Annotated in this window: 15 protein-coding genes and 3 pseudogenes; 9 read left to right on the top strand and 9 right to left on the bottom strand. The window is 44.1% G+C overall.

From position 1 onward, the window contains the following. Positions 1-16: 16 nt before the first annotated feature. The 4 genes from HPS56_RS04250 to HPS56_RS04265 form a co-directional block, all read right to left on the bottom strand. Entirely contained in the window at positions 17-1,342 is a 1,326-nt protein-coding gene (locus tag HPS56_RS04250) for a lytic transglycosylase domain-containing protein (RefSeq protein ID WP_172274390.1), read from the bottom strand. 84 nt (positions 1,343-1,426) lie between these two features. Then, positions 1,427-2,140: a DUF5683 domain-containing protein gene (locus HPS56_RS04255; RefSeq protein WP_369800272.1), complete on the bottom strand. Its 714-nt coding sequence runs from the start codon at positions 2,138-2,140 to the stop codon at positions 1,427-1,429. A gap of 82 nt (positions 2,141-2,222) precedes the next feature. After that, complete coding sequence (locus tag HPS56_RS04260) at positions 2,223-3,146, bottom strand: ParB/RepB/Spo0J family partition protein (RefSeq protein ID WP_172274395.1); 924 nt, start codon at positions 3,144-3,146, stop codon at positions 2,223-2,225. A gap of 75 nt (positions 3,147-3,221) precedes the next feature. Continuing rightward, positions 3,222-3,986, bottom strand: coding sequence for a ParA family protein (locus HPS56_RS04265; protein ID WP_172274398.1), 765 nt, complete (start codon positions 3,984-3,986; stop codon positions 3,222-3,224). A gap of 121 nt (positions 3,987-4,107) precedes the next feature. On the opposite strand from HPS56_RS04265, the gene surE reads away from it, so the two are divergent. The 3 genes and pseudogenes from surE to mobV form a co-directional block, all read left to right on the top strand. Further along, the gene (gene surE, locus HPS56_RS04270; RefSeq protein WP_172274401.1) at positions 4,108-4,881 is read left to right on the top strand and encodes a 5'/3'-nucleotidase SurE; all 774 of its coding nucleotides are present in this window, start codon (positions 4,108-4,110) and stop codon (positions 4,879-4,881) included. Continuing rightward, complete coding sequence (lpxB, locus tag HPS56_RS04275; protein ID WP_172274404.1) at positions 4,878-6,035, top strand: lipid-A-disaccharide synthase; 1,158 nt, start codon at positions 4,878-4,880, stop codon at positions 6,033-6,035. The genes surE and lpxB overlap by 4 nt, the downstream gene beginning before the upstream one ends. 62 nt (positions 6,036-6,097) lie before the next feature. Next, positions 6,098-6,848, top strand: a pseudogene (gene mobV, locus HPS56_RS13275) (MobV family relaxase); the annotation flags it as partial. A gap of 666 nt (positions 6,849-7,514) precedes the next feature. Here the strand turns inward: mobV and HPS56_RS04285 are convergent. The 5 genes from HPS56_RS04285 to HPS56_RS04305 form a co-directional block, all read right to left on the bottom strand. Then, positions 7,515-8,414, bottom strand: coding sequence for an AlbA family DNA-binding domain-containing protein (locus HPS56_RS04285; RefSeq protein ID WP_172274407.1), 900 nt, complete (start codon positions 8,412-8,414; stop codon positions 7,515-7,517). Positions 8,415-8,454: 40 nt separating this feature from the next. Beyond that, entirely contained in the window at positions 8,455-9,582 is a 1,128-nt protein-coding gene (locus HPS56_RS04290; RefSeq protein WP_172274410.1) for a Fic family protein, read from the bottom strand. Positions 9,583-9,589: 7 nt separating this feature from the next. Beyond that, positions 9,590-10,006 (bottom strand): ASCH domain-containing protein, encoded by a 417-nt coding sequence (locus HPS56_RS04295; protein WP_172274413.1) that lies wholly within the window; start codon positions 10,004-10,006, stop codon positions 9,590-9,592. Continuing rightward, positions 9,996-11,462: a GNAT family N-acetyltransferase gene (locus tag HPS56_RS04300; RefSeq protein WP_172274416.1), complete on the bottom strand. Its 1,467-nt coding sequence runs from the start codon at positions 11,460-11,462 to the stop codon at positions 9,996-9,998. Before HPS56_RS04300 ends, HPS56_RS04295 begins: the two co-directional genes overlap by 11 nt. Before the next feature lie 80 nt (positions 11,463-11,542). Continuing rightward, a complete protein-coding gene (locus tag HPS56_RS04305; protein ID WP_102406608.1) occupies positions 11,543-11,743 on the bottom strand; it encodes a helix-turn-helix domain-containing protein in 201 nt (66 codons plus the stop codon). Positions 11,744-12,362: 619 nt separating this feature from the next. On the opposite strand from HPS56_RS04305, the gene HPS56_RS04310 reads away from it, so the two are divergent. The 6 genes and pseudogenes from HPS56_RS04310 (at position 12,363) to HPS56_RS04330 (ending at position 17,707) form a co-directional block, all read left to right on the top strand. Then, entirely contained in the window at positions 12,363-13,298 is a 936-nt protein-coding gene (locus HPS56_RS04310) for a helix-turn-helix domain-containing protein (protein WP_172274419.1), read from the top strand. 78 nt (positions 13,299-13,376) lie between these two features. Next, entirely contained in the window at positions 13,377-15,932 is a 2,556-nt protein-coding gene (locus HPS56_RS04315; RefSeq protein ID WP_172274422.1) for an excinuclease ABC subunit UvrA, read from the top strand. 10 nt (positions 15,933-15,942) lie between these two features. Further along, complete coding sequence (locus HPS56_RS04320; RefSeq protein ID WP_172274425.1) at positions 15,943-16,497, top strand: sugar O-acetyltransferase; 555 nt, start codon at positions 15,943-15,945, stop codon at positions 16,495-16,497. A gap of 4 nt (positions 16,498-16,501) precedes the next feature. After that, a pseudogene (locus tag HPS56_RS13505) lies at positions 16,502-16,690 on the top strand (maltose acetyltransferase domain-containing protein); the annotation flags it as partial. Positions 16,691-16,927: 237 nt separating this feature from the next. Beyond that, positions 16,928-17,074, top strand: a pseudogene (locus tag HPS56_RS13510) (DapH/DapD/GlmU-related protein); the annotation flags it as partial. 93 nt (positions 17,075-17,167) lie between these two features. Beyond that, complete coding sequence (locus HPS56_RS04330) at positions 17,168-17,707, top strand: flavodoxin family protein (protein ID WP_172274431.1); 540 nt, start codon at positions 17,168-17,170, stop codon at positions 17,705-17,707. The last annotated feature ends 10 nt before the right edge of the window (positions 17,708-17,717 follow it).

The following is a 17,717-nucleotide window of genomic DNA, read 5'->3' on the forward strand; positions in this document are numbered from 1 at the left end:
ATTTAACGCTTGTCTTCTACCTTACCCTAAGTTTCTTCCCGGCCCTTATGCTTGTACCTTTTATGCCATTGAGTTTTTTCAGTTTGGTTACGGTGGTACCATGTTTCTTCGCTATTTCAGACAATGTCATTCCACTCTTTATGGTAATGGTCTTCGCCCCGGAAGTCCTGCTTCTGGAAGAACGCGACCTGCGGCTCTTCACCGAAGAGCTTCTTGTAGAGCTTACATTATCTTCACTGACCTCTACAACCGCGCGTTTGCCACCAAGCAGTATGTCCGCCTTATAATTATACACAGAGTCCTCAAGGTCTATGAACTTTCCCACGTCAGTCTGAGGAAGCCTTATATATGCTTTTTCCGTTGCTCCCGGAACGATGTCTTTTCTATATAACGGATTCAAGGCCCTAAGCTGTTCCATATCGATATTACAAACATCGGCAATCTGCTGCAGATGGACGTTCCTACTGACCATGACCGTATCGGCCTTATCCGGCAGACGTGTAGTCATCGGACATATATTATGCTCACAATAATAAGTCATGATATAGTTTGCGGCAATGAACGCCGGCACATAGCCCCTTGTCTCTTTCGGAAGATAAGGATATATCTTCCAATAGTCCTTCTCGCCCTTTGAGCGGTGAATGGCCTTGTTTATCTGTGATGGTCCGCAATTATAAGCCGCGATCACCAGATTCCAGTCACCGAATATCTTATACAAGTCGCTGAGATAATGCGCCGCCGCATAAGACGACTTTATCGGGTCGCGTCTCTCATCCACAAGCGTGTTCACCTGCAGACCGTAGCGCTTGCCTGTCGCCAGCATAAACTGCCACAGACCTGTCGCCCCCACGCGTGATACGGCATTCGGATTAAGAGCCGACTCTATTATAGGCAGATACTTCAGCTCCAGCGGCAGTCCGTATGCCTCAAGGGCTTCTTCAAAAATAGGCATATAGAAGTTTGACGCGCCAAGCATATAGCTTACAGAATGACGCAGGCGGCCGCTGTAGCGGTCTATGAACTTCTGCACCACATCGTTATAAGGCATCTCCATTATCGCGGGAATCCGGCTTAGCCTGTCTATATACACATCCTTCTCAAACACAGGATTCACATCCTTCATATTACAGTCATTATCATCATTGAGATATGTTTTGGACATATACAGGTTCATCAGGCTGTCAAGGTCATACGACATTGCCTCGGGAACCTCAATAACCTCATCGTTTCCCTTTTGGTCTTTAACCGTTATTTCCTTATCTGTATCATTGCCGGTCTGTGCCTGCACGACACTGTTTCCGACAAAGAGCATCGCTGCTATAATGATTGTTTTCTTATTCATTGTAAATTCTCTATTGTCTTTTTAAAGAATTGTATGTGTTATATTAAAATAAGGTGATTCCCATCATACCGCATAAGGGTGGTGTCAGAACCGCAGGCTGCAGTTCAATCCGAATGACGCCGCCCCGATATTTGTCACCGACTTCCGGCCGTCAACAGTCATCACCGCCGGCTCAACTCTCAGGCTAAGGTCTTTTGATATGTCAAATTCGGATAGTTCCGCATCTACATAGGCATCTATCACCGACAACGCATATACTCCCAACATACAGAAGAAACTCATGTCACGCCATCTGCGATACCTGTCTTTCCTGCTTTTGAATATCCGCTTGTATCTTTCCTCATTCGAACTGTCTATCTTTTTCCCCAAATGAAGGAATTTATTGTAGCTGGCTGTATTGGGGTCATCGTCCATGATATCCAGATAGGCCTGTGAATAATCCTTATACATCATGTTGTTCCAGTTCATGGCATACAGACATCCCATGAATCCGCCGTATATGATAGGAAGCTTCCAGTATTTTCTGTTATATATCTGTCCTGCCCCCGGCAACACCAAGGCCATCCACAGCGCCCTCTGCGGGTCAGGATGCCATGCCGCCATATTTCGGTGTATGTTGTCCACAAGCCTTACGGAATCGGCATAGGCTGTGGAAAGCGCCTCCTTGCCGACTGTCGACACGACCTCTATAGAATCAGCTTTGCCGACAGCCTTCCCTATGCTGTCTGTTGAAGTCAGAAAAACAGGCGTTACCGTATCATTATGGCCCTGTGCCCGACAATTAAGCGTGGCAGCCATCAATATACAACCAATGACCACCACTCCGAGACTGTTTCTATAAAAAAAAGTATTCAAGTCCTGTCTCACCGCTTTACATGAATTATTTGCCTGCCTTGTCAAGCGCATTCATTATTCTCTCGAGTTCCTCTTCATTGGCAAATGATATGCTTATCTTTCCCTTGCCTTTCGGAGAACATGTCATTTGCACCTTAGCATGAAAAAAGTCAGAAAGACGGTTCTTCAATATATCAAACTCTTCCGGCAACCGTGTATTTGACTTTATGGTCTTCTTTCCGACAAGCACAGACTCCCCGCTTTTCAACATCTGTACAATCTCTTCCACCCTGCGTACGGAATATCCGTTCTTCTGTATCTCGTGAAAGAGCTTTATCTGCTGGCTGGGGCTGTCGAGCGCCAACAACGCCCTTGCATGCCCCATGTCTATTTCCTTATTTTTAAGAGCCATCTGCACCTGCGCGGGAAGTTTCAGAAGACGCATGTAATTCGTCACTGCGGTACGGCTTTTGCCCACCCGTTCCGAAATACGCTCCTGAGTCATTCCCGTGGTCTCGGAAAGGTGCTCATAGGCAAGGGCTATTTCTATGGCATTAAGATCTTCTCTTTGTATGTTTTCAACGAGAGCCATCTCCATGACGTTCTCATCCTCCACCGTACGCACATAAGCCGGTATCGATGTGAGTCCGGCAATCTGCGATGCCCGCCAACGGCGTTCTCCCGCTATTATCTGATACTTGTCGTCAGCCGTCTGACGCAATGTCACCGGCTGGATTATTCCTATCTCCGCTATACTTACCGCCAACTCACGTAAAGCGTCTTCGTCAAATTCACGGCGCGGCTGGTTCGGATTAGGCTCTATCTGTGACAAAGGTATTTCATTCAGGTTGGAAGAGCCCTGTGTACGCACCTCCCCTGTATCTATCAGGGCGTCAAGCCCGCGTCCGTTGCCTATATCATCAAGCCCGCGTCCGAGCACATTCCTGTCATATTTTTTATGTACTGCCATTTCTTATCTGGTTATTTCTTACATCTTCATGCTGTGTGCTGCCCGTCATAACATCGCGTTTCGCACAAACGGAGACTATTTGTTCTTGTTTATTATCTCTTTCGCAAGCGCGAGGTGATTCTTGCTTCCTGTCGAGTCCGCATCATAAAGAATTACAGGCAAGCCGTGGCTCGGACTCTCGCTGAGCTTTACATTGCGCTGAATGACCGTCTTGAACACAAGCTCCTGAAAATGACGCTTCACCTCATCATAAATCTGATTGGCAAGTCTGAGACGGGAGTCGTACATGGTAAGCAGAAAGCCTTCTATCTCAAGACGAGTGTTAAGCTTGCTCTTGATTATTTTTATCGTATTAAGCAATTTGCTTATTCCCTCAAGAGCAAAATACTCACACTGCACGGGAATAACTACGGAATCGGCGGCAGTCAGCGAATTTACCGTAATAAGTCCTAACGACGGACTGCAGTCTATAAGGATATAGTCATAATCATTACGTATGGGGTCCAGGAGGTTCTTTATCACCTTCTCCCTGTTTGGCAAATTAAGCATCTCTATTTCGGCACCGACGAGATCGATATGGCTTGGTATGATATCCAACCCGTCTATATCCGTCGTATAAACCGCATTGCGCACATCGGCACGGTCTATTATACATTCATAAAGAGAACAGTCTACCTGCTTGATATCAACCCCCAATCCGCTTGACGCATTTGCCTGTGGATCCGCATCGACTACCAATACACTCTTTTCCAATGTAGCCAACGAGGCCGCTAAATTGATGGTGGTGGTGGTTTTGCCCACGCCTCCTTTCTGATTTGCTAAAGCAATGATTTTTCCCATTTTGATTTTGACAAACAGTTTAATCCCTTTGTTTTGACGGCAAAGATAATGATTTTATGCGAGAAAATACCATTTATAAACCTTTTTTCGTACTTTTGCACTTCAAACAATTTAAAAAAGAATGGAAAACAAGAGACCATTGATACTTATCTCCAACGATGACGGATACCAATCCAAAGGGCTTTCGTGCCTGGTAGAGATGATAAGGGAGTTCGGCCGTATAATCGTATGTGCCCCCGATTCGGCACGCAGCGGCTTTTCATGTGCTTTCTCCGCCACATCTCCTCTACGCATCGAGCTCAAAAGCCGGCAAAACAACGTTGAAATATGGGCGTGCAACGGCACGCCTGTCGACTGCGTAAAGATTGCGCTTGACCAGATTTGCAAAGGAGAGAAACCCGACATGGTAATCGGCGGCATCAACCACGGAGACAACGCATCCGTAAACACCCACTATTCCGGAACAATGGGAGTGGTAAGGGAAGGATGCATGAAATATATACCATCAGTAGCCTTCTCGCTGTGCGACCACAGTCCGGATGCGGATTTCTCCAAAATGGCACCATTCGTAAAATACATTACAAAACGAGTACTCGGAGAAAAACTTCCAAAAGGTATATGCCTGAATGTGAACTTTCCTGTGACCAAACATTACAAGGGCATAAAGGCATGCCGCATGGCTAAGGGGACATGGGGCAACGAGGTTGTGAAATGCCGCCATCCGCATGGATACGACTATTATTGGATGACAGGAGAATACACCAACGACGAGCCTTCGGCAGAAGACACCGACAGTTGGACTATAAGCCACGGTTACGTGGCTGTCACCCCTACGAGGATAGACATTACAGACTATCAAATGATTGAACATTTAAAGAGCTGGGAACAACCATGAAATACTACCTGATAGCAGGTGAGGCAAGCGGTGACCTTCATGCCTCAAGACTCATGAAATCACTAAAGGATGAAGATTCAGAAGCAGAGTTCCGTTTCTTCGGAGGCGACATGATGTCGTCAGTGGGAGGACATTGCGTAAAGCATTACCGTGAACTGGCATATATGGGATTCATACCGGTGCTACTCCATCTTAACACTATACTGGAGAACATGAGCCTGTGCAGAAAGGATATAATTCAATGGCAACCTGATGCCCTGATACTCATAGACTATCCAGGATTCAACCTCAAAATAGCAAAATACATAAAAGCACACACCGGCATACCCATATATTATTACATATCACCCAAGATATGGGCATGGAAAGAGTACCGCATAAAAAACATCAGGCGCGATGTGGACGAGTTGTTCTCCATCCTGCCGTTCGAAGTGGAGTTTTTCGAACAAAAACATCATTATCCCATCCATTACGTGGGCAATCCGACAGCAGACGAAGTAGAGGAGTTTAAAGACACGTATCTCAAAAGAAGCAATGCTGACAACATTACGGGAAAGAACTCCACACACGAATTGTCCGACAAACCTGTAATCGCTATTCTCGCCGGTTCAAGGAAGCAGGAGATAAAAGACAACCTGCCGCACATGATAAAAGCCACAGAAAAATTCACGGAAGGCTATCAGCCAATAGTGGCAGGAGCGCCGGGCATACCCGAAGATTATTACAATGGATTCATCAAGGGAACAGGTGTGAGAATAATCCACGGCAGGACATACGAGCTGCTGTGCCAAGCAACAGCAGCATTGGTGACAAGCGGAACAGCCACACTTGAGACGGCCCTGTTCGGAGTACCGCAGGTTGTCTGCTACAAGACTCCGGTCCCGAAGCTCATTGCGTTCCTGCGCCGGCATTTATTGAAAGTGAAATACATCTCACTCGTCAACCTCATAGCCGACCGTGAGGTTGTGCCGGAGCTTGTGGCCGATACATTCACTACAGACAACATCCGGAAACATCTTGAACAGATTCTGCCGGAAGGAAAAATGCACCGGCCAATGCTCGACGGATACAAAGAAGTGGACACAAGACTCGGGAAAAAGAACGCACCGCAGAATGCGGCAAAGATTATGATAAAGCTGCTGCGACAAAGATAGGAAAAAATATGATACAAGAACAGAAACAGGCCCTGCATATAGAAAACGGAAAATAATTCAGCCTGAGTGGGGCCAACGAGAATGAAAGACGTTAGGACGACTGGAAGATATACCAGCTCAACAGAGCCCCTGTCAACAATTACGACAGGACACGGATGCCCTGAAAATTGAGATTGGCAGTGACGGAAAGATTCATCCGTTAGGCTAATATGGTCAAGCGGCTGGATGAGAGGATACAGGAACGGCTGGACGAACTGAAATATCATCCGTTCAAGGCCGACAGTAAGATACAGCCGAACATCTGTGCCAAGCTCATCATCAGAGGAAACCATGAGCGGACACTTGAAATGGCGTTCGGGAACCAGATCGTGAACCTGAACAAAGAAGCGGACAACAGCCACCTGCGCCGTTGCCGTGAAGTGGAGTATTGGGTGCTGGATTCATATAAGTGGTGCTGCGACCAGTTTGGTAAGGAAAACGTCATTGGCTTTCAGGTACACTTGGACGAAAAATAGCCACATTGCCATGCACTTGTCATTCCCATAGGTAGGAAAGGCAAGAATAAAAAGTATCGGGTGATGTGGTCTGCAAAGTTTGGAAAGAACGGTGGTGAGCACAAAGCCATCCTCCATGCCATACACACCTCGCTGTATGAGACCATAGGCAAGAAATACGGACTTGAACGTGGCGACAGCATTGAAGGTCGCAACGTGCGCCATTTGGACAAGCATGAATTCTATCGCGAACAACTGAAAACCGGAGAAGGCTATCAAAGGACTGACAACGATGAAAGAGAATCTGGACAATGTTATAAGATATATACACTATGTACTGTATATCAGCAAAATAGCATTTTTTATATTTTATCAAAGGAACAACATAGAAACAAAATCAATAATTTAAGCGATTCTCCGCTTTTCACATTTCACTTAGTTTCATCCCTTGCACTTGGTTGCATTCAAAGTGCCTCTTAAAGTAGTTTTCCGAATATCTACTTCTCATCCGAAGAATATCGTTCAATGGCTCATCCATGAATTGTTGCAGCCAAAAGAAAAAGGACGGGCAGTGGTCTCTGTCTTACATCTTCATTGAAATTTGCATTTTCCGCAATGGTGGTTGTTTCTATAAAACCATAGGCATATGGAAAGGCAAATATGCCTACCTAAATATAGTTTACTTTGATTTAGCATATATAAGGCTAATGCACAAACTAAACTGAATTTTCAACGCATTTCCACGATCTGACTACTCGAAAAATATACAGCCAAGAAAGAAAGAATGAAAGTCCATTGCATATTTTCTCTTTTCGCTGCATTCTCCATTTCTATCATTTTACTGCATAAACATACTTGTAATCCTATTGCTACATTCAATAACTTGTATCAAGTATGGTGGCAATAGCTCGACAGCATTATAGTATCCGAATGTAGCAGTCAATAAAAAATGCGTTTTCTGATGGTTTTTGAAGATTACTATGGTTTAGATATAGTTTCTGACATAGAAATGTCGTGTATCTACAGCATTATCATAAAAAAGTGCTAATTCAATCTTGGTCTCTTCGACAAATGAACGTGCCTTCGAAACAGGAACTTCAATATAAATTCTCATCATATCAATCGCCTCGTTAGGAAATAATGGTAAAGTTCCCATATCGGATATTTTTAATCTATCCTCGTAAAGTTCAGTCGTATCAATACGTCCTTGATTTAAGCGCCATTTGACATTATATCGGGAAACATAGAGATTATTTATATAACAGTTAAGTTTGTATAATGATTCCGTAACTTGACTTTCATTATGAACCTGAACGACAAAACTATATTTTCTAAATCTACCGTCCGATGTTTCTCCATTATCGAATAAAGACCAATCGACAATAGATAAAGTTGAGGTATTATGTCGGTGGAATAAGTCTCGGACTTCATATTCTTCCATCATGACCGATTGGAAATTGTAACGCTTATAATAGCGTTTATCACCACTCATGTGCGGAGCATTGTTACTTCTCGGTATTTTAACTATATACACAGTCCGTTTTATGTCTCCATCTTGACGAAGAGGAATGATTCTGATATTGTTGATTCGTTTCTGAATGTTGGAGTTTATAATTTGCTCTAACCATTCTTTGGTAAAAACATCGCCATCCACAAACGAATATGAATCTGCCTTATGTCCGCTCTCACTTATTCCGTAGATTATTATTCCACCATCTGAATTGGCAAATGCCGACACATCTTTGGCTATCTCGTTTTTCTTTTTATCATCTTTTGCAAGAGCACCTGCGGCCTTGAAATCGAGGTGTATTGATTCTTCAACCCCATTATCGATTAAATATTGAATGTCTTTAATGGTATATATCTCTTTATCAAATAAGTTCATGTCTTTTAGTAAATGTAATATAATTGCGATTGGCTAACTATTAGATATAATGTTTTTTCTTTAAATCATTATATAAGGCCAGCCCTTTTGCTGTCAGCAAATATTTCTGCCTTGGGTGATTGGGTTTATCGGGATATAGAATCTTGAGGATACCTGTCTCGACAGCAGGATTTATGTAATTTTCTATAAAAGTCGGGCGATGCTTCAAACCGACTTTCTCCATCAATCCTTTCAGCGATAATTGTTCATTTGACAAGGCGAACAACAAAGCGAGAACTTGTTCGGTTACTTGTTCGGTAGGTTGTTCGGTACTTGTACGGTTATCATGTTGTGCTTGCTCTGTAACCAGTTCTTTCGGTGCATTTACGACCATATACCGATTCCGCAACTCGTTATTTTCGCCCAATAACAGATTGCGGAAAAATCGTTCCAAGTATTCGGAATTGCGCATAATGCCTTTTTGTACGTTCTGGTAATTGGCGCGTACCAATGCGTTACGAAAATACCACGAGTGTTTGGCGAACAGGTCGTTCGTTACATCGAAGCCCATTGAGCGGAGATAAAGAATCGTAAATACGGCAGTCGTTCTGGTATTTCCCTCGCCGAACGGATGGATTTGCCATAGTCCCGACACAAACTTGACTATGTGGCTCACTAATTCATTCCTGTCCACTTTTGAATAGTCGAACTGGCGTTCCTGTTCCAAGTCGTATTCAATCGCTTTGCGAAGATCGGGCGCAGAAACATAGAGCACTGTATCTCCACGAAGTACCCATTCCTTTTTCGTGATGTTGTAATCTCGTATTTGACCGGCAAATTTGAATACACCATCGAATATCCGACGATGAATCGATGTCAGTCCGACAAGCGTAAACGCAAATGTTTTTTCGGTAAGAAGTCGGCGAATGTTGGTCGATGCCGTATCCGCCTCGTGCATTTCCACATCTTCAGGTGTACGCGCTTCTTTCGACTGGTAGTAGCTTTTTATGAGCTGTTCTGCTTCGTCAATCGTAATTTCGCCCTCAATATCTTTTCGGGCGGTTTCAATCAGATAGTGGGATGGTTTAAGTCCATCGACGGCCTGCAAGCCGATTGCAGTCTGCCACGCATAGCCTTTCTCCCGTTTTTGCGGTTCGTCTTGGCGGATGTATTCGTCGAAGTTTATCATAGTTCAATCACTTTATTCCTAATTTATTACACAATTCCTCTGTTGTCTCTGTGAGGTATGTATAAGATTGTGGAGCAGCAATATTATTATCCAAACACATTAAAGATTTCGGAGTCTCTAATTTGAAAACCGTTTTAAATTTAATTGCATAAGAATCTTGATGGTCGGCAAAATAGAACATGAAAAAATCCTTGGAAACACCAGCATGTTTTTTAGTTTTTTCCCACACGCTTTCTGGTGTCCCCTTTAAAATAGAATCAATCTCAATCAAGGCGACAATCTTTTTAATAGGCGCAGTTGCATATACAACAATATGTCGTATATCCGCAGGAATACGCTTGCGATACTCGTATTGCTTTTCCCCAGATAATATTTTTTCAATATGACTTGGATGAATGGATAATATAATCGTTTCAGTTTTCATGTATCAATGCTGAATATTGTTGATTATCAATTTTTCTAATACTTTGAATATATCCCTCAACTTTAGCTTTAGCTATCTGTTGATAGGATATTTCTTTGTCAAGAGCTATATACCGGAAAAGTATTACCAACGTCTTTTTCTTCAGAATCTGCTGTAGATTCGAATAATTGTAGACGGTTCTCTTGGCAATGGCAGGAAATACTTCGTCGATATTTTCTGAAGACAAAACGTCTTCGACTATACCCATACATTGTATGGATTTGCGATCTTTGCTTCTATAGAATAGGACAATATCACCTTTCAGAATGGATTTGATTCGAGAATGACATAAATAAGCTTTTTTTATGGTATTACCTTGACAAGAATATAACGATTGATCCTTCTCGAATAAAGAGCCTTTCATGCTACTGAAGTCCGGGAACAAATCTTCATGATATTGCGGCTGAATAGGAATAATGAATTTTTGAACGGATTCATTATCCCTGAAGTAGGGATAATACCTTATCAAAGAATCCAAACTACCGCAATTATCATCCATTAATTTCATTGGCTTGATATAAACATCATCTTGTTTATATTTACCGAGACAATAAAAGCCATAATCTAAACAAAGTCCTACAAGTGTTTTCTGTTCTTTTCCAAACGTATGTAGATATACCCAATCAAACTTGTTTTTTACACAATAATCGAATGCGATATACAACAGTCGCTCGCCCAATTTTTTCCCACGAGCCATTGTGTCAACCTTGAAAGTACAAAGTTTCAAGATCCGTCCGGAAATAATCTCCCCGTTATCGGTTAGCTGAGTATCCTGTTCGTGTTTATAAATACAGATTGCGGCAACATTACCATCTCCGTTTTCGATACACCAGCATTTTCGCTTGTCTGCGGCACATTTCTGAAACCATTGATCGAATCCAGCGTATGATTGACGCAAGGACTCGAAAAAAGGTTGATTCTTATTTATTTCATATAAAAAACGTTCTTTTACACCAGTGTAATCGAAAGAAAACGGGACAGTCGTATATCGCCGAAGTAATAACAAGAATTGTTCTAACCGATATACTTTATCCTGCAAGCCAATACGTAAGGCTTTTTTGTGTATGCCTTCATCATTTGTAACAAGAAGGTGTACGGCACCACGATATAAAGCGAACAATACATTATTGTCTACCTTGTCGTTGTCATTAGATTGTGACAAACCGAGCTCGTAACACTCCTGAGCGGAAAGAATGGGAGGATTCTCTATTTGCGAATATTGTCTTAATCGAGATAATACGATTTTCTGTCTTTCTTGATTCTTGTCTCGATTGATATCTTCAAACTGTATCGGATGAATATATAGACAATGTTGCTGTTCTACAGATAATTTCCGCAGTTCGGCAAAGGAAGTGTCAAGAATCCTACTCGTATCTTCCAATGGGATAATGATATTCGTGTCTAATAATATATTCATCAGGAATATTATTTGGGTGAACTAATAGAAGATCATATTCGGAGTTTTTGAGAATTTCGTATCATTTCATATGTTTGGGCTTATTTACTGCTGATTAAATCTTTCGGATTAACTTGTAAGATGTTTGCTATTTCGAACAATACATCTAAACTCGGCTGACGTCTGTTACAGACATAAGAATTGACGATACAAAAACTTTTTCCGAGTTTTTCCGCCAACCAAGTTTGCTTGATGCCTTTCTCTTCCAACACCTCTTTTATTCGATTCTTGGGCTTGTCCATCTTTAATGTTTTCGATATTTCCGATGCAAAGATATAAAATTTTATGCAATAAAAAGATAAAAACTAATGGGTATTATTATCATGATTAGAGTTTATCGGTAATCACTGATTTTAGTCATTCAATATTGTACAAATAATACTATAAATACGCTTGCTAACATTGTATATCTGCCGACAGACGAATGTCTGTCGGGGTATTAGGCTCTTATACGATGATAAATTTTTATATATAATATAATCATTGATTTATATTATAAAATACCCTGTTAAAGTAACAAAATAGCACCATATAATAATGGAAACAATAACTACAAAGGACTAAGCTGCAGAATCATACAAGCCCCTGATATCTAATGTTCTTGGACAAAACAGCTCGGTACTCAATAAAATCGTCAAATCACCAAGTGTACTTTGACAACCCAATCCCAAAGACACAAAACAAATCATCTTTGCCCCATCTCGCCAAAGATAACTATCATTTACCCGACAGCCAAAATCCGCCAGCGCATGAACACCCGCTACGGCAGTTAGGAACAAAACGTCGTATAACTTTCCTATTCGCCATTACCAAGGTTCATCCCCCATTATTTTTTCTATCATGCAGCATATTTCCAGTTTCTTGAATCGGGATATACTGCATTTTCGGTATCTTTGCATCCGAAACCGATTTATAATGAAACAGATACCGCTATATAAATTTCATAAACGGAAGTACGGAACCGAACTTCTGATCGATGTTCTCGACCTTGACTATATCAAGACAGGAATTCGCCGCAATCCCGTACATCGTGAAACGTTTTACTGCATCATACTCATTACTGACGGTCGGGAAGAGGTAACGGTAAACGAACATACCCGGTTCGTTCAAGCGAAGGATGTCATCTGTTCGCGTCCCGGAGAGATATGGCACTGGCAACCCGATCCGAAACTCGAAGGGTTGGTGCTGATCTTCGAGGAACCGTTTCTGCTTTCGTTCTTCAATGACCCGCATTTCCTCGACCGTTTCGCTTATTTGCAAGCCAACCGCACTTCGCCGTTTTTGCATTTCGGCGAATCGCTGAACGAACGCTTCCGCTCCTTGTTGATGCAAATGAAGACCGAAATAGATGACTACACGGACAAAGACCAGCATATTCTTCGCGCGATGCTGTATGAAGCACTTGTGCTGCTCAACCGTGCTGAAAAAGTGGAAGACAGCGGGCAACCGATGAACGACATTTCCACCAGCCGTTACATCAATGGATTCATACACTCAGTAGAGGCGGAATACATGATGCGGCACGAGGTGGAATATTACGCGGACAAACTGTGCATCACGCCCAATTACCTGAATAAAATAGTCAGACAATCGCTCGGCACGACCGCCAAAGCGTACATCCACCAAAAACTGTTCGCGGAAGCCAAACGGCTGTTGTCTTATACGATACTGAGTGTAACCGAAATTGCGGAATGGCTGCATTTCGATTCCGCCTCTCATTTCGTCCGCTTCTTCCGCAAACATGCCGACATGCCCCCTTTACAATATCGGCAAAGCATCAACAGTCCGCAAAAGTGAAATTTTCGGCTTTGTTCGTGCAACGGTACAGTTCATACGTTTCACTATTTTTGTCCCTCAAAAATAGACATGAAAATTATGAGCTGCAAAACCGAAATAAAAAAGGAAAGGGAAAAACCGGCAAAAATCAAAATAAGAGGCGCAAAAGTCCACAATCTCAAAGATATAAATGTGGACATTCCTCTTGACAAACTGGTTGCCATAGCAGGTGTCTCCGGCTCCGGAAAATCTTCCTTGGCATTGGGCGTATTGTACGCCGAAGGCTCCGGTAGGTATCTCGAAGCCCTCTCGACATATACCCGAAGGCGAATCGCTCAAAGCGAAAAAGCCCTTGTGGATGAAATCGAATACATACCTCCCGCTCTTGCCTTGCGCCAGCGTCCGGGTATTCCGGGCATGAGAAGCACATTCGGCACGACATCCGAACTGCTCAACAGCATCCGTCTTATGTTTTCCCGACTGGGATCTCATCAATGCCCGAACTGTGGATACTATTTGCCGCCATCAACGGACACAGCGTTGGATAATCCATATACTTGTCCAAATTGTGGAAACGTGTTCGGTCCATACAGTGCGGAATCCTTTTCGTTCAATTCCAATGGGTCCTGTGATGTTTGTCATGGTACGGGAACGGTGATGGAGATTGACGATTCGCTTATTGTACCCGACGAATCCAAAACGATAGACGAGGGAGCGGTGCTTCCTTGGAACAGTATGTTTTCAGGCGGTATGCCCAAAGCCGTTAAGGAGTTGGGGGTGCGTACCGATGTGCCGTTCTCGGAACTTACGTCAAAAGAACGTGATATTGTCTTCAACGGCCCGGAGAAGAAGGTCCCGGTGCTGTGGATAGCCAAAAACGGCAAGGCTTTTGACCTTAATCTCACATACTACAATGCCCGGAAAATTCTTGAATATTCGTTGAAACAGACCAATACGGAAACTAATCTTGAACGTATCGGTAAATTTATGCGTACCTCCGTGTGCCATGCTTGTCACGGCACACGGCTCAACCAGCGGGCGCGCTCAACAATCCTGTGCGGCAAACACCTTGACGAAGCTACCGCCATGACATTGGGTGAACTTTACAAATGGATTCCGACTATACGTGATCAAATGCCACCCGAACTCCGTGATATGGCAAAAAGTATCGCTCAGTCGTTCATGAGCAATGCCGAAAACCTTATGCGCCTCGGACTTGACTATCTTTCTCTTGATAGGGCGGCTTCCACATTGTCCAACGGAGAACGTCAGCGTGTTCAGTTAGCCAAGGCGGTAGGAAGCCGTACTACGGGCGCATTGTTTATACTTGATGAACCTTCCATCGGACTGCATCCAGCCAATGTAGACGGGCTTATGCACGTCATTGAGGGTCTTCTCGACGAGGGCAATTCCGTTGTCATGGTCGATCACGACATAAGGGCATTGCGTCACGCCGAACACCTTATCGAAATGGGACCCGGTGCAGGACGAATGGGCGGAGAGGTCATAGCGGAAGGTTCGGTCGAGGAACTGGAAAACAATGGAGCCTCGATAATCGGCGGTTATCTTTCGGGACGGAAAGTCATAGCCCTCAACCGCAACGCGGCTGCAAAGGATATGTTCGCAAACGGAACGATTACGCTCAAAACCGATGCTATCCACACCGTCCGTCCCCTTGAATTGAAGATACCGAAAGGACGGCTGGTAGCAGTAACCGGTGTTTCCGGTTCCGGAAAAACCACATTGATTCTGGAAAGTCTCATACCGGCATTGGACGCATCCGTTCAAGGCATGAAACTACCGGAACATATCGTTTCAATAGAGGCGGAAGGCATTCACCGCGTAAATCTCATCGATTCCACCCCCATCGGAATAAATGTCCGTTCGACGGTCGCCACGTACAGCAATGTACTCGACGAACTGCGAAAAAGTTTCTCCGCCCTTTCCCCTGCAAAGGAAGCCGGATACAAAACGGCGGATTTCTCGTATAACACGGGAGTTCTGCGTTGTCCGACTTGTGACGGCACAGGACAGATTTCGCTCGATGTGCAATTCCTTCCCGATGTCGATATAATATGTCCGGACTGTCGGGGACTGCGTTATGCCGAGGCTGCACAAAAGATAAGATACGTTCCGAAACGGTGCAAAGGCGGGGATATGCCGGAAAATGATAAAATATATTCGGACGGGGTGTCGCTCCCGGATATGATGGGTATGACCGTTGCGCAAACCCTGAAATGGATGGACATAAAGAGAGTCCGTGAACGTCTTGAAATTCTCCGTAACTTGGGGCTGGGCTATCTCACGCTCGGCGAAGCGACACCGTCCCTTTCCGGCGGCGAGGCTCAGAGGTTGAAACTCGCTTCCGAGATGAAAAAAGTGCAGGACGACGCTGTTTTCGTCTTCGACGAGCCTTCCATCGGGCTGCACCCGGACGATGTACGTGTACTGCTCGAAGTATTCCGCCATCTTGTGGACAACGGGGCGACCGTCATCGTCATAGAACACGACCTCGACATAATAGCCAATTCGGACTATGTAGTCGATATGGGGCCCGGCGGCGGTCTGTCCGGAGGGACAATCGTTGCGACAGGTACGCCCCAAGAGATTGCAACAGATAAAAACAGTATAACAGGTAAATATTTGGAAGAATAAAAAAGATAACATGAAAACAGAATTTCAAAAGATGCGTTCCGAAGAGCCATACAGTTGGTTAGATCCAGAAATCGAAGCAAGTTTGAGACATGCGAACGAAGCCTGCGAGCGATTTAACCGCATAAATCAATATCATCCGGATTACAGGGAGGCTCTTGAAAACATGATACCCGGAATCCCGAAATCCACTATCATCGCTCCGCCATTCCATTGTGACCACGGGAACGGGATTCATATCGGTGAGAATGTCATTGTCAATTTGAACTGCTCGATGATGGACACAGCCGATATAACCATCGGCAGCCACACGCTGATCGGTCCCAACTGTTCGTTCTACACATCACAACATCCGTTGGATTACCTTGAACGCCGCCAACCCAAAGAAACAGCGAAATCCATCGTAATCGGTGATGACTGCTGGCTGGGTGGTAACGTGACTGTCATCGGCAAAGTGTCCATCGGAGCACGTTCCGTAATAGGAGCCGGAAGCGTAGTTGTCAAAGACATTCCCGAAGATTGCCTTGCAGTGGGCAATCCGTGTAAAGTAATCAGAAAATTAAGATAAAGCTATGGCATACGACAAACAGAAAGCGGAGACTTTCAAAGAAATAGTAAAATCAGGCGAAATATACGACAGTGTAGATGCCGACTGGATTGAATACCAGCACGAGTTGGTACAACGTATTTATGAGTTCAACCACACGCCCGAAACGCCCGAAGGGTTGCAAAAGCGGGAATCGATCCTTCGTCAGGCACTCGGAACCTATGGTGAGGGACTTTATATCATACCGCCTATTCATGCCAACTGCGGACTTGCCAATGTCCACGTGGGTAAAAATGTGGTTATAAACTTCAACTGCAACTTTGTGGATGACGGCGACATATACATCGGTGACAACAGTCTTATCGGTCCGGGAGTATCCATTGCGACCTCCGTCCATCCGGTATCACCCCGTCTTCGCCGTCACGTACTTCAGTACAACAAACCCGTCCGGCTCGGAAACAATGTATGGATAGGAGCCGGAGCCACAATCTTGCCCGGAATAACCATCGGGGACAACTCTATCGTAGGCGCAGGCAGCGTGGTTACAAAAGATGTAGCCCCCGATACGATTGTCGTGGGAAATCCTGCACGTGTACTCCGCAAAATCACGGAAGATGACGAACGATACGAGGGTGGCAAGGAAATTCCGCGCCATATCATTGAAAGATATAAATAAAATTCAAATGTGTATATGAAAAAAGTTCTTGTAATATCGTCAAGCCTCCGACATGGAAGCAACTCGGAAACATTGGCGAAAGAATTTGCCCGTGGTGCGAAAGATGCCGGTAACGAAGTGGAATACATTACGCTTCGCGGGAAAGAGATAAAGTTTTGCATGGGCTGTTTCAGTTGCCAAAAAACTCAAAAATGCGTACTCCGGGACGATGTTCCGGAAATTGTGGGGAAAATGTATGATGCCGATGCGATAGCATTTTCCTCGCCCATCTATTTTTATGAACTTGCAGGTCAGCTTAAGACTCTTCTTGACCGAAGCTATCCGCTTTATCCTTCCGACTATCGGTTCCGGGACATTTATATATTGACAAGCGCAGCCGAAAATAAGGAGACAACTCCGCAACGTGCCATAGCAGGGCTTTCCGGGTGGATTGATTGCTATGAGAATGCCCGTTTGTCCGGAACGGTGTTCGCCGGAGGGGTTAATGAACCAAACGAAATCGAAGGGCATCCCTCCCTCAAAACGGCATACGACATGGGATACGGAATAAAGTGACCCGCCCTTT

Origin of the sequence: Xylanibacter muris, from assembly GCF_013166605.1 — a bacterium.
Classification (GTDB): Bacteria; Bacteroidota; Bacteroidia; order Bacteroidales; family Bacteroidaceae; genus Prevotella; species Prevotella muris.

Bases quoted from the DNA above. Each gene is read 5' to 3' on its own strand.
- HPS56_RS04320 (WP_172274425.1), top strand. From the start codon at position 15,943: ATGAAAACAGAATTTCAAAAGATGCGTTCCGAAGAGCCATACAGTTGG.
- surE (WP_172274401.1), top strand. From the start codon at position 4,108: ATGGAAAACAAGAGACCATTGATACTTATCTCCAACGATGACGGATAC.
- HPS56_RS04265 (WP_172274398.1), bottom strand. From the start codon at position 3,986: ATGGGAAAAATCATTGCTTTAGCAAATCAGAAAGGAGGCGTGGGCAAA.
- HPS56_RS04300 (WP_172274416.1), bottom strand. From the start codon at position 11,462: ATGAATATATTATTAGACACGAATATCATTATCCCATTGGAAGATACG.
- HPS56_RS04250 (WP_172274390.1), bottom strand. From the start codon at position 1,342: ATGAATAAGAAAACAATCATTATAGCAGCGATGCTCTTTGTCGGAAAC.
- HPS56_RS04295 (WP_172274413.1), bottom strand. From the start codon at position 10,006: ATGAAAACTGAAACGATTATATTATCCATTCATCCAAGTCATATTGAA.
- HPS56_RS04255 (WP_369800272.1), bottom strand. From the start codon at position 2,140: ATGGCTGCCACGCTTAATTGTCGGGCACAGGGCCATAATGATACGGTA.
- lpxB (WP_172274404.1), top strand. From the start codon at position 4,878: ATGAAATACTACCTGATAGCAGGTGAGGCAAGCGGTGACCTTCATGCC.
- HPS56_RS04305 (WP_102406608.1), bottom strand. From the start codon at position 11,743: ATGGACAAGCCCAAGAATCGAATAAAAGAGGTGTTGGAAGAGAAAGGC.
- HPS56_RS04290 (WP_172274410.1), bottom strand. From the start codon at position 9,582: ATGATAAACTTCGACGAATACATCCGCCAAGACGAACCGCAAAAACGG.
- HPS56_RS04330 (WP_172274431.1), top strand. From the start codon at position 17,168: ATGAAAAAAGTTCTTGTAATATCGTCAAGCCTCCGACATGGAAGCAAC.
- HPS56_RS04260 (WP_172274395.1), bottom strand. From the start codon at position 3,146: ATGGCAGTACATAAAAAATATGACAGGAATGTGCTCGGACGCGGGCTT.
- HPS56_RS04285 (WP_172274407.1), bottom strand. From the start codon at position 8,414: ATGAACTTATTTGATAAAGAGATATATACCATTAAAGACATTCAATAT.
- HPS56_RS04315 (WP_172274422.1), top strand. From the start codon at position 13,377: ATGAGCTGCAAAACCGAAATAAAAAAGGAAAGGGAAAAACCGGCAAAA.